At 40.8% G+C, this 12,547-nt stretch carries 12 protein-coding genes; 2 read left to right on the forward strand and 10 right to left on the reverse strand.

The window, feature by feature from the left end:
• Positions 1-619: 619 nt before the first annotated feature.
• The 5 genes from AAYR28_RS11925 to AAYR28_RS11945 all read right to left on the reverse strand — a co-directional run bounded on the left by AAYR28_RS11925 (position 620) and on the right by AAYR28_RS11945 (position 4,467).
• Positions 620-1,174: a hypothetical protein gene (locus tag AAYR28_RS11925; RefSeq protein ID WP_061109385.1), complete on the reverse strand. Its 555-nt coding sequence runs from the start codon at positions 1,172-1,174 to the stop codon at positions 620-622.
• Positions 1,175-1,430: 256 nt separating this feature from the next.
• Positions 1,431-2,825, reverse strand: coding sequence for a polysaccharide deacetylase family protein (locus AAYR28_RS11930; protein WP_061109386.1), 1,395 nt, complete (start codon positions 2,823-2,825; stop codon positions 1,431-1,433).
• A 159-nt stretch (positions 2,826-2,984) separates the two neighbouring features.
• Positions 2,985-3,539, reverse strand: coding sequence for a hypothetical protein (locus AAYR28_RS11935; protein WP_034280049.1), 555 nt, complete (start codon positions 3,537-3,539; stop codon positions 2,985-2,987).
• Positions 3,540-3,555: 16 nt separating this feature from the next.
• Positions 3,556-4,155, reverse strand: a complete 600-nt coding sequence (locus AAYR28_RS11940; protein WP_120208245.1) for a GNAT family N-acetyltransferase — start codon at positions 4,153-4,155, stop codon at positions 3,556-3,558.
• Between the two features lie 18 nt (positions 4,156-4,173).
• Positions 4,174-4,467, reverse strand: a complete 294-nt coding sequence (locus tag AAYR28_RS11945; RefSeq protein ID WP_024423071.1) for a spore coat protein — start codon at positions 4,465-4,467, stop codon at positions 4,174-4,176.
• 250 nt (positions 4,468-4,717) lie between these two features.
• On the opposite strand from AAYR28_RS11945, the gene AAYR28_RS11950 reads away from it, so the two are divergent.
• Positions 4,718-4,930 carry a hypothetical protein gene (locus tag AAYR28_RS11950; protein ID WP_120208247.1) on the forward strand — a complete coding sequence of 71 codons (213 nt, stop codon included), beginning with the start codon at positions 4,718-4,720 and terminating at the stop codon, positions 4,928-4,930.
• A gap of 40 nt (positions 4,931-4,970) precedes the next feature.
• Here AAYR28_RS11950 and AAYR28_RS11955 read toward each other — a convergent pair whose 3' ends face one another.
• From AAYR28_RS11955 to AAYR28_RS11970, 4 genes are all read right to left on the reverse strand, one after another.
• Positions 4,971-6,311: a sugar porter family MFS transporter gene (locus AAYR28_RS11955; RefSeq protein ID WP_034280034.1), complete on the reverse strand. Its 1,341-nt coding sequence runs from the start codon at positions 6,309-6,311 to the stop codon at positions 4,971-4,973.
• 81 nt (positions 6,312-6,392) lie between these two features.
• Positions 6,393-7,814, reverse strand: coding sequence for an L-arabinose isomerase (gene araA, locus AAYR28_RS11960; protein ID WP_061109387.1), 1,422 nt, complete (start codon positions 7,812-7,814; stop codon positions 6,393-6,395).
• A 17-nt stretch (positions 7,815-7,831) separates the two neighbouring features.
• Positions 7,832-8,536 (reverse strand): L-ribulose-5-phosphate 4-epimerase, encoded by a 705-nt coding sequence (locus tag AAYR28_RS11965; RefSeq protein WP_034280028.1) that lies wholly within the window; start codon positions 8,534-8,536, stop codon positions 7,832-7,834.
• Complete coding sequence (locus tag AAYR28_RS11970; RefSeq protein ID WP_345808833.1) at positions 8,530-10,155, reverse strand: xylulokinase; 1,626 nt, start codon at positions 10,153-10,155, stop codon at positions 8,530-8,532. Before AAYR28_RS11970 ends, AAYR28_RS11965 begins: the two co-directional genes overlap by 7 nt.
• A 273-nt stretch (positions 10,156-10,428) precedes the next feature.
• On the opposite strand from AAYR28_RS11970, the gene AAYR28_RS11975 reads away from it, so the two are divergent.
• A complete protein-coding gene (locus AAYR28_RS11975; protein WP_025092855.1) occupies positions 10,429-11,517 on the forward strand; it encodes a GntR family transcriptional regulator in 1,089 nt (362 codons plus the stop codon).
• Between the two features lie 18 nt (positions 11,518-11,535).
• On the opposite strand, the gene AAYR28_RS11980 is transcribed toward AAYR28_RS11975, so the two are convergent.
• Complete coding sequence (locus tag AAYR28_RS11980) at positions 11,536-12,546, reverse strand: serine hydrolase domain-containing protein (protein ID WP_120208253.1); 1,011 nt, start codon at positions 12,544-12,546, stop codon at positions 11,536-11,538.
• Between the last annotated feature and the right edge of the window lies 1 nt (position 12,547).

A 12,547-nucleotide genomic window follows, 5' to 3' on the forward strand; every position in this document is an offset into this window, starting at 1 on the left:
AGAATTGAGAAAAACAAAATCAATATTGAGCTATAAATCTACATCCTATATGCACTTGAATTAAAGAAAAGAGATTGGGACAACTTGAAGATGTGTACCCGATTGTGTAACTAAGCTTATAGAAATATTTCATGTCATTATAGAGGGAGAAAAAATGAGGAAAAGTTTGAAGGAAAGCATTGAAAAAACAAAAGAGTTTTAATCTATTAATTTTCAGTGAAATTAAATCGAAAATTTAGATAATAAAAAGGGGCAAAAGCCCCCTCTATTACCCATATTTAGAATACCATTTTAAAAGCAAAGAATATAACTAATGTAGCGAATATTTGACTTCCAATAAATATTACATACCCTTTCCGCACTTGTTTATGTTGCAGAAATTCATTTCGTTTTTGAAATTTAAATTGTTTTTTTTCTTCAAAATATTTAATTAAAAGATATTCTGACGCAAAACATGTGAAATTTGCAAGAAACAGAAAAATAATAGTTAAATACATTCCATTATCTTCACCACTGAATGCACGGGAAAATAATATAATAGTTATACCTAAAAAAATATAAGAAAAATAAAACTTCTTAAGATAATTCATTATATCCAATCCCTTTTTTAATTTTAATATTATTTACAAAGCGTGCTTCCTAAATAATATGCAGTAGATATGATAAACGGAATAGAAGCAGAAAGTCCACCTGTAATTCCTAGAGCAAGAGCAGCAGCAGTATATGAGCCTGCATGAATTAATCCAATAGCCCCTAGTACATTACTGCATGAAATAGCACCTTTAACACTAATTTCGCTATTTGTATCTTTATTTATTAAACTAGAAAGTTCATTAGATACATTCTTAGTGAACTCTGATAATTTTTTATCATCATTAATTAATTCATTGAAATTTTCAACATAAGACACTAATTGAGAAGAAGTCATCGGATAATCTAAATTAGCAAGTTCTTTGTCTAAAGTCTTCTTCTTTAAAACTCTTATAATCTTATATCCATTCTTATCAGTATAAGTATCTAGGTGTTTCATAATTACTTCTGCTGCTTTGAAATCTTTTTCTTCCCAAAGTTCATTTACTGTCTTTGTTGAAGTGTTTTTCGCTTCTAGTGAACTAGAAAAAACACTAAACATAATAAACAAACTCAAAGAAATAAGTAAAAACTTTTTAAACACTGAAAACACTCCCATATTTTATATTTTTTTCAATATAATTACAATTTAACATATCTTATAATGAAATTACAACACAAAATTTAGAAATGTTTTCTAAGTAAAAAAGTAAGAATAAAATAAATCTTTAAAATTTATTTATACAAGTATATTTTATTTCAAAAGGAGTTCTAATTGATAGAAACTTTTGAACTAAATATAATTAAGCACAAAATCATATAAGCTAATAAACATCAAAAATGCTAATTTTTATTCCAAATTAATCAGTTTGTGCTTCCTTCCACTGCTCAAGCTCCGATACTGTTAGTAATTGATATCCTTGTTTGGTCAATTCCTTGATGATCGTGACAGCCGCGTTTGCAGAAGTGTCATAGATATCGTGCATTAAGACGGTTTCTCCACTAGACGCATGTGTGAGAATGTAGTTGGCGACGTATTGGCTGTTTCGATATTTCCAGTCTTCAGGATCTACGTCCCAAAGTGTGACTTTCATGTTGACAGCCGCGTTGATCTGACTGTTTGTTCCACCATATGGCGGTCTAAAGTGAGTCGGTGTGAACCCGCCTGCTTTTTCAATGATTTGCTGTGTATCTTCTACTTGTTTGATAGCTTGTTTTAATGGCAGTCTTGTGAGTAAAGGGTGGTTATAGGAATGATTTCCGATTTCATTTCCACCTTTTCTGATTTCACCCAGCATATCAGGATAATATTGAACCCTGCTTCCTAATACAAAAAATGTCGCATGTCCTTTGTTTTCTTTTAAAGCTGTTAAGATTTTTGAGGTCGTTGATGGATTTGGTCCATCATCAAATGTAAGGGCAATGGCTTTTTGATTTGGGTTGAATACTCCCTGTTTTGGCAGTTTTACGATCTTTCTTTTTGCGATCGGTTCTTTTTTCTCGTTTTTGTTCTTTTCTTTATTGATGTATTCTGGCTTTAACATGCCTTTAAGCAGTGTTTTCTTAATCGCCAGCACTTGAGGGCCTTGATTGACTGGTGCAATTTGCCCTGCTGGAAAGTAAAATTCAATAAAACGATCTTTGATGGCAAAATACTGATAATGCTCTGCCTTAGGAGACGTTCCTTGTTTGAGCAAATGCTCGTTTTCAGTAAGAGAGCGATCTTTTTTCAACTCCTCAAATGTCATTTGAGACAGTTTTTGCAGACTTTTTTTCTTTGATAAAAATAGATCATCAATTGATAAAAACTGCTGTTTCTTGAAATCAAAATTGAATATCTTCGTTTCTTGTGCGCCTTTTACTCCGCCTTTCAATTCATATGTATTGAATTTGATCGCAGCAGTTTGTTTGGCATAATGAGTAATCTCGTAATCTATGTTTAATTCGTATCGATGATCTTCATCGACATCACTTGCTTCACTAAACGATGTTTTGAATTTGTCCAGCGCTGTTTCTGCAAATCTTTTCATCTCTTGATCTAGCTTTTTTTGATGAAACACAGGATAGTTCACAGCATATCTCAAGTATCTCCCGTCATTCACGAGGGTCACAATTTCAACTTCTTTATAGCTCGCATCTGGTTCTACCTTCTTCTTCTCTGTCCCGCTTGCCTGCTGATTATGATAAAACGCAGCGATTCCGATGATCATCGCAAGTCCGCATAGGACGAGACTGACTTTCCATTTCATTGACACAATGATTCTCCTCTCGTGATGCCGTCATGCCTGAATGACGTGTGTTTGTAGGATAGACTTTGCATGCACCCTTTTTAGTTTGCAAATCACATAACTGTCACATTTTCGACACATTTTTAGAGAGGAATAAAAAAAGGACTTGATTTCTCAGTCCTTTGATTACTTTTGCATATATAGTTGAAATAATTTCGTTTCTTCATCAATGGAACGCGCTCGATCAAATGCCGCTCTGACCGTCTTTGTATTGTTCATGAGCTCGTACAGCATGGTCAGCACAAAAATAAATGCTGCATTCCCATCGATGTAATCGTCCGGTGCCGTATAAGATGTAGCTCCTGACTCTAAGAAAGCATCTGCTAAATTTTTCTCTCCTAGTGTGCAGCCTGTAGAGATGACATGAACTCCTTTTAAGGAGGCATACCGCTTGATTTCATCCACTCCAAAGGCAGTATCTCTAGGCTCCTCATCTTCGTAAACATCTTCCCCTAATTCAGGCATGATAAATGCTCCTTCTTCACCGTGAAACGATAAAAGAAGGTAATCTATTTCACCTCTAGCTCTACCAGATAACACATGAATCAGATCATTCGGTCTTCCGATCCAATGCATATCGACTTTCACGCCGAAGTTTTCAAGTGCTGCACGCAGGGCAAAAGATTCCAGCTCACTATTGGGTCCTGCTGCTAATATGATACGCATGGCCTGTTGATCCACTTCTATCTCCTCCAGACTATGATAAAAATAAAACCATTTTTTCCTCATCTGCATATGTATCAGCCCATTTTAGCGCTTTTTCTTCGACAGCGTACGACTCAAATCCAACGGAGCGATAGAGGCGCTTGGCTGAGTGATTAGTTGTCACCACTGATAAATACATTTGCTCGATATCCTGCCGTTCTCGCGCAAAGGAAAGAGCTTTTGTCATCAAGGCCTGGCCTGCTCCTTCTCCGCGGGCACTAGGTGTTACATACATCGCTGTCAGATTCGCTCGGTGCTTTAACTTCTGCAAGGTTTCTTGGATGAGCGTGACTGCCCCCACAAGCTGCCCTTGATGAAAAGCGCCAAAAGTCCACATAGATTGGGCCGAAGCAAAACGCGCTTTATATTTGTCCTTTGTATTGATTTGCTCTTCCTCATAGCTCATCGCAAAACCCTCTGGATTTAATCGCAGTGCTTCTAGTCTGAGTGCTGCATATTCTTCAGCATCATCTGGTGTTAACAATCGAATATTCAGAAAACCGCCTCCAAAAGAATGATGGATACTTCTAATTTTATCTTGAAAGGAGATTTTGATCAAAATTTTATTTCTGAATATAAAAAGGCATCCCATAAAAGGATGCCCCCTTCATTACCACTTACAGCGCTTCACCGGACGGCAGCAAGGGTTTTTGATATCACTGCCGCAATCGTATTCTTCTACAATATACTCGTTGTGAGTCGATTCAGTGACAGGATAGTAGTTTTCGATTCTTTTGATGTTTTTATTGACGTTTGTGATATGCGTTGGATGAATTTTTCTGATCGTTTGTTCATTCGTTCTTGTGTTGACAATTTGACGTGTGGGGAAAACAACCGTTTCGTCTCCTCCTTGGTTTCCTCTGCGAGGTCCAAAGAAGAAATCATCTAATCGATTTCGGCTCATCTCAACACCCCTTCAAGTTGTCTTTCACTTACACTCTATCGTATGTCAGAGGCACCTTTCGTGATTAGATGCTTGTCTATTTTTAAAAAAATCCACTATCGACCTCGTTTTCTCTTTCTTTACAAAAGGACAATTTTAACATATTATACAAATGATATCTTACGAAGACAGGTCATCCATGAAAACAAAACATCAGCTCTTTTTATTCAATGCATTTTTTCCACTCATTATCAAATAAGAGGTGAACGATATGATCAACACGACACAGCCATTCGAACGAAACAAGCTAGACATTGCACTTGAACTAACTCAATTACATCTGAATCAATATCAAACAAACCATCCTGATCAGCTGACTGAAATTTACGCGAAATATTACGCACTGCTTGAAGTGCTGGATTTGTCTTCCTATGATCAATTGATTGATTTACTGCCAAATGAGCTCAAACAAACGCTTGAGTAAAAAACCATCTACCCACATGGGATAGATGGTTTTCTTAAATTTATACACGTGCAGCCATATCGGTTTCGATTTGCTCTAAACTTCTTCCCTTTGTCTCGACTAGCACAAATCGGGTGAATAACAGCCCGATTAAGCAGATGACTCCGAATGAGGAGAAAATGACCCCAAAGCTGAATTGATCAGCCAGAATAGGGAAAACAAGTCCAACTGCTAATGATCCGGTCCAGTTAAAAGCAGAAGAGATACCTGCTCCGATGCCTCTGACAGAAAGCGGGAAGATTTCGCCGATGATGATCCAAGTGATCGGTGCCCACGAGAAGGCATAGCACAAAATAAAGCAGCAAAGTGAAATCAATGTCACCCAGTTTAAAATTCCTTCACTAACGCCAAGTGCCCCTAATGCGGCTGGAGCAAAGAAAGAAAGGGCCATGCCCGATCCCCCTACGGTGAGAATCGTTCGGCGGTCGAAGCGGTCAACAAATTGTAAAAAGATCACGGTCGTGACGACGAAAATGACACCGACAATGACTGTAAAACCTGCGGCGACCTGCGGCGCAAGACCTACATTCCGAGCGATACTCGTTGCATAATAGACAATGGAGTTCGCGCCTTGAATTTGCTGAAGGGTTGCCATTCCAACCCCAATGAAAAGAGCCATTCGGAATTTCTTTTGAAACAATTCACGAATCCCCGAGCGTTCTTCTTTGGCGACTTCTAAAATTTCCTGCATTTCTGATTCGATTTCTTCACGGGAAGAACGCAGTGATCCTAATACTTCCCGTGCTTTATGAGCCATTCCGTGTTTAATCAAATATCTCGGAGATTCAGGAAGCTTCAGCATGCCAATATAAAGCACGATCGCAAATAAAGCGGCACTTCCCAGCATCCAGCGCCAGCTGTCCGGGATGGGCTCAAACACAAACGCAACAATATAGCTGAGCAATAGACCCGTTACAATCATGAGCTGATTGAGCCCAGATAATTTCCCGCGGATTTTAGCAGGAGCGATTTCAGACATGTAAGCAGGAACCAAAGATGAAGCTGTTCCTACTGCTGTCCCTAAAAAGATTCGAGCGATGGTGAGTGAAATCTCTTCTGGTGCGACAGCTGATCCGATCGCCCCGACAAAAAAGATCACGGATGAGACCAAAATGAGTTTTCTGCGGCCAAATTTATCCCCTAAGAGACCGCTTAAGATGGAGCCAATGATGGCCCCGCCCATTAATGAAGAGACAACGATTCCAAGCCATAATGGGCTGAGCTGAAATTCTTCCTGAATATGTCCCTCTGCCCCTGCAATAATCCCAATATCATATCCAAATAAGATGCCTGCAAAGGACCCGAAAAAGAAGATAAATTTGCTTGACACTTTTTTCTCCAAGTGGATGACCCCCTCACTTAATTAACCGCTTTCATTTCACCCGATGCTTCTACTGTAACCAGTAGAAGACCTTTCCCCCTTCTATAAAACCACATATTCTGCATTGGCTAGCTTTGCAAAGTGAACAATTTGATCAACCTTTAAATTGAGAGACACGACTGTATGATGGCCCCCGCCTTCTTTAATCCATGCTTTGACGCCATCCTGAAAATTCGGTTTGATTTTCCACAATACACGCGCAACTGGTAAATGAGGTGCTGCTTCCTCTGGCTCAAAGGCTTCGACTTCTTGTATGAGCCATTTGAAATGTGTTCCAAAATCCGCTATAGAGACAACGACACCCTCGCCTGCTTTTCCATCAAACACAAGACGTGCTGGATCTTCCCGGTTTCCAATTCCAAGTGGAGACACGACAATGACAGGTTTTGTATGGGCGAGCGCTGGATCTACTTCCAGCATATGAGATTGCAGCACTGCTTCCTCTCCAAACGTCATTTCATATGTGTAGTCCTCCATAAAACCAGTGGATTGATGATGGCTCATCACTTTTAATAAGCGGTCCAGTGCGGCCGTTTTCCAATCACCTTCCCCAGCAAAGCCGTAGCCCTTTGCCATCAGTCGCTGTACCGCAAGTCCAGGCAGCTGCTTCATCCCATGTAAATCTTCAAAGTTTGTTGTAAAGGCATTATAGCCGCCTTCATCTAAGAAACGTTTGATGGCGATCTCATATCGCGCCTGCACCTTGACACTTTTTTCCCACTCTTCAACTGAATACGTTCCATAATTCACATCATATTGCGTTAAATACTCAGCAAATAATGCATCTACCTCTTCGTCATCTACTGCATTTACATATTCGACGAGATCGCCTATTCCAAAGTAGTCAACGGTCCATCCTAATTGAATCTGTGCTTCGATTTTATCGCCTTCTGTCACAGCCACATGCCGCATGTTGTCACCAAACCGGGCTACTTTGATGTGAAAGCTCTCATGATAGGCAGCCGCAACATCCATCCAATCCGCAATTTGCTGCTGCACTTCCGGCTTTGACCAATGACCGGTCACAATTTGGTTTTGTTTATTTAAACGTGCATTAATATAGCCATATTCTCTGTCTCCATGTGCGGATTGATGGAGATTCATATAGTCCATGTCGATCGTGTCCCATGGAATCTTTTCATAATATTGTGTAGCAAGATGCAAAAGAGGCTTTTGCAAAAGACTGGTGCCGCGTATCCACATTTTTGCTGGAGAAAAAGTATGCATCCACGTCATCACACCGACAACTTCATCGCGATAATTGACCTCTTTCATAAGCTTTGTGATTTGATCGGCACTGACAGCCAGGTCCTGCAAGATCACTGGATAAGGAAGTAAACCGCTCTCATTTAAAGCATCCGTCATTTTTTGTGCATCTGCTTTTACTTTTTGCAGTGCTTCATCACCATATAAATGCTGTGACCCAACGATAAACCAAAACTCTTTTTTCAGGCTTGTTAACATAAATATCCCTCGTTTCTTTATCTTGAAGGTTTTTGTCCGTAATACGCATGCTTTCCATGTTTTCTTAAGTAATGTTTATCTAAAATTCGCTGCGGCAATGGCTCAGCAAATTCGTTCAATTGCTTGGCAAAAAGATTCATCTTGGCGACTTCATCTAAAATCACACTGTTTGTGACCGCACTTTTAGCATCCTTCCCCCATGTAAATGGACCATGCCCTTGAAGCAATACACCCGGCACCGCCATCACATCTAGGTTTCTTTTCTCAAACGTTTCGATGATCAGCTTGCCCGTTTCTACCTCATAACCCCGATTGACTTCTTCTTCTGTTAGAAAACGAGCGCACGGAACGGCGCCGTAAAATGTATCGGCATGTGTTGTGCCCATTGCTGGTAAATCAAGTCCTGCCTGCGCCCAAACGGTTGCCCACATGGAATGGCTATGTGAAATGCCGCCAATTTCCTCAAAGTGTTTGTAAAGAACTGCATGTGTAGCTGTATCTGACGAAGGGCTCAATTCTCCTTCCACCACTTCACCATCAAAGTTCACCACGACCATATCTTTTGCTGATAGTTGGTCATACGCTATGCCACTCGGCTTAATCACAAACAAACCACTGTCACGATCACATGCACTGACATTACCCCATGTAAATTTCACAAGTCCGTATTTTGGCAAATCTAAATTTGCTTGATACACTTCTTCTTTTAAGCGATCTAGCATACCGTCGTCACTCCTTTCTTTGGCATGAGATGCGCTACCGCTGCTTCTTCAATCGCAAGACCATTTTGATAGCGCTTTAAAAATTCGTTAAAGCCTTTGACATCGAGTGGATCGGGCTCCATGAGTTCTTCTGATGTATGGGCAAATACGCGATGGGTGAGAAATTCAGCCAATGTTTGCTGCTGCTGATGGACCATATATGAAGCAAGGACAGCCATCCCAAATGCACCGCCTTCTCCCGCTGTTGAAACGACTGATACAGGTGTATCCAGCGCTGCGGCAACCATTTTTTGTCCAACGAGCGGTGTTTTAAATAATCCCCCATGCCCTAGTAAGCGGTCAATCACTACATGTTCCTGTTCCTTTAACCGGTCCATACCTATTTTCATAGCACCAAAAGCAGAGAACAAATGGGTGCGCATGAAATTAGCGAGGTTAAAGCGGCTTTCAGGAGACCTGACAAAAAGAGGTCTTCCTTCTGGCAGTCTCGTAATATTTTCACCAGAGTAATAGCCATAGCTTAAGAGTCCGCCGCCATCTCGATCTGCTTTTAAAGCTTGCTGCAATAAGGATTCGTATAACCTTTCTGACTCCACTTGCAGGCCAAGTGCTTCAAATGCCTCTCTGAATATATTCATCCAAGCGTTTAGGTCACTTGTACAGTTATTCGCATGAACCATGGCAACTGGCAGTCCATCCGGCGTCGTGACAAGATCCACTTCTGGATACACACCTTTTAGATCCTGCTCCAGCACAATCATGGCAAAAACCGACGTCCCAACAGAAATATTCCCGGTCCGTCTTTCTACACTGTTTGTCGCCACCATTCCCGTTCCAGCGTCACCTTCCGGCGGGCAAAATGGAATGCCTGGCTGCAAATGTTTTCCTTGATCCAAAATGGCTGCTCCTGCTGCCGTTAACATGCCTGCCTCTTCGCCTGCTAAATAAACACGCGGCAGAAGGTGCCGGAGCTTCCACGGATAGCCTTTTTCTGCAATCAATGCTTCAAATTGCTGGAGCATTTCTTCATTGTAGTCCTTCGTTTGTTCGTCAATTGGGAACATACCTGACGCATCGCCAATACCAATGGCCTGCTTTCCGGTTAACAGCAAGTGAATATATCCAGACAAAGTGGTCATATATTCTAATCGGGATAGATGTTTTTCCTCTTCTAATACCGCTTGATACAAATGGGCTATGCTCCATCTTTCTGGAATATGAAATTGAAATACGTCTGTCAGCTTTTGACTCGCCTCGATAGTCGTTCCGTTCCGCCATGTTCGGAACGGAACGAGAACCTCTCCTGTATGATCACATGCCACATAGCCATGCATCATCGCTGATACCCCGATTGAGCCAATGGTTTGAATGGTCACACCATACTTTTGCTCGGCCTGTTCTTTCATCTCTCGATACGCCACTTGCAGACCTGTAATGATATCAATTAAGTTGTACGTCCATATTCCATCTTGGAGAAAACTTTCCCATTCATATGCACCTTGTGCAATTGGCTGAAATTCCTCATCTATTAAAATCGCTTTAATTCGTGTTGAACCAAATTCAATGCCTAAAGATGTCCGTCCTTCTTTCAAGGCTTTGGCCGTCTCTTTGTGATCCACTCTACGTTCACCCCCATTTTTGATAGCGGTTTCAATTTTCTTTTTCTAGATTCATTGATTCTCTGGTACAATCACAATATAATATTTGTACGTACATATGTCAATAATAAATATAGTTGTACATACATAATGCGACAAAAACTTTCATTTTTTCTGAAGGGGTCATAACAGAAAAGGGAAGCGCCTGTTTTTGATCCGACAACCATGTTAAAATATGTCCATACAATTTCTTCTCAATCCGAGTAGATGATCAACTGAGAAAGAAGTGAAACGATGAAAAAGAAGTACCAGATCATTATTGATGATATAAAAAGCAAAATACTCACAGGGGATTATCGGATCGGGGAGCGTATTCCAACCGAATCAAGCCTGCAAGACATGTATCAAGTGAGCAGACATACAGTTCGAAAAGCCATTTTGGAATTGTCCAGCGAAGGATTTTTGCGCAGCGAAAAAGGTTCAGGCACATTTGTGACCAATCAATATCAAACAAAACCTGCGGGACATGCACATATGAAAACGATTGGTGTCATTACAACATACATATCCGATTACATTTTTCCTTCTATCATTCGGGGCATTGAAAGCCGTTTAAACGAAGAGAACTATTCTTTATTACTGGCAAGCACAAATAACGATGTTGAGCAGGAGAAAAAAGCGCTTGAAATGATGCTGTCGTTTGGTGTGGACGGACTTATCGTCGAGCCGACGAAAAGCAATTTATATAACCCAAACATCTCGTACTATTTATCCTTTAAAGAACAGGATGTACCGCTCATTATGATCAATGCCTATTATGAGCAGTTAGAGGTTCCTTTTCTCTGTTTGGATGATGTGAAGTCCAGCTATTTAGCCACAAAAGAGCTGATCACCTCTGGACATCAGCAAATTGGGCTTATTTCAAAAACAGATGATTTACAGGGAAAATATCGGATGAAGGGCTATATTCAGGCGCTAGGTGAAGCGAAGCTTAATTTCCTGCCTGAGCATGTGCTTTTTTTCGATACAGAATCGAAGCAGCATTTAGGGGAGCAAATTTCCACATTCCTGATGGCGCACAGGCATGAGCTGACTGCCCTTGTTTGCTATAACGATGAGGTGGGTTTAGAAGTAGCCAATGTATGCAGCGAAATCGGGCTGTCCATTCCAGATGATCTCTCGATTATTGGACAGGATAATTCATATATCGCCCAGAAAAATGCCCATGTGAAGCTGACAACACTGACCCATCCTCAGGAGCAAATGGGCCGTGATGCAGCAGACTGGATGATTAAAAAAGTACAAGGAAAAAAGAATCTCCCTGATCAAACGTTTTACGAGCCTGAATTGGTTCCAGGTGAAACGATCAAACGAATAAAATGAGCCCCTACTCCAAGTGGCTCATTTTATTTTAGATTCCAGCATATCCAGCAGATCATACGCTATACGATCGAGAGAGTCTTGCGTGATTCGATTACGGTAGTTGGATAAAACGACCACGCCTGTTTTTGAATGCGGGCGGAAGCCCATGAAACTGGAGAATCCAGACGTCGCCCCATTATGGCAAATGAGTCCTGTGTCATCGATGACCCAGCCGAGTCCCATTGACATGTTCCTGCCCATATCCCGTCTTGGTTCATGCGTGATTTTCCAAAAAGAATCCGCATCTGCGTGTAGATGGCTAGAGAGAAATGACAATAAATCTGTGATGGTCGAGCGAATAGCGCCAGCTCCTTGATAGTCAAGCATATGAAGCGGCGGAACCTCTTTTCCATTTTCCCGATGCCCTAAGATCATCTTTGCTTCTACATTATCCTTAATCGTAATAAAGGTACTTGATAGATGAAGCTCATCCACGATATATTCCATCAATAGCTGTTCATATGTTTTGTGACGAGACCAGCCCATGATTAAACCAAGCAGACCCATACCCACATTGGAATAACGAGATGGAAAGCTTTTTGGCTGATTCCACTTTTTCGAATTTAACAGTTTCATTAATTCATCGAGTGAATACTGACAGAATATATCTCTTCTCACTTTAGGAAGGAAGCATAGCTGCAAATCTCTAAGAAGACGATGCGGAGGAAGACCAGACGTATGGGTTGCCAGCTGCTCTATTTGAATGGGGTGATTCTTTCGAATGTGAGGACAATACAGAGAAATCGAATTATCGAGTTTCATCTGCCCTTTTTGCATCATGCTTGCCAATATACTTGTCGTAAAGACTTTTGAAATCGAGCCAATCTCAAAAATGACATCCTCTGGCTGCACTCGCTTTTGTATAGGGTGATCCCCGAAATGAAAGACATGCGTTTCCCCTTGATGAATCAGTCCGATCACAAGCAGCGCCTCCTTCTTTTTCTCTGTATAAGAGGAAGCGATTTTCTGTACTTCTTGTTTGAGCGTCATT

Origin of the sequence: Bacillus safensis, from assembly GCF_039619585.1 — a bacterium.
Classification (GTDB): Bacteria; Bacillota; Bacilli; order Bacillales; family Bacillaceae; genus Bacillus; species Bacillus safensis.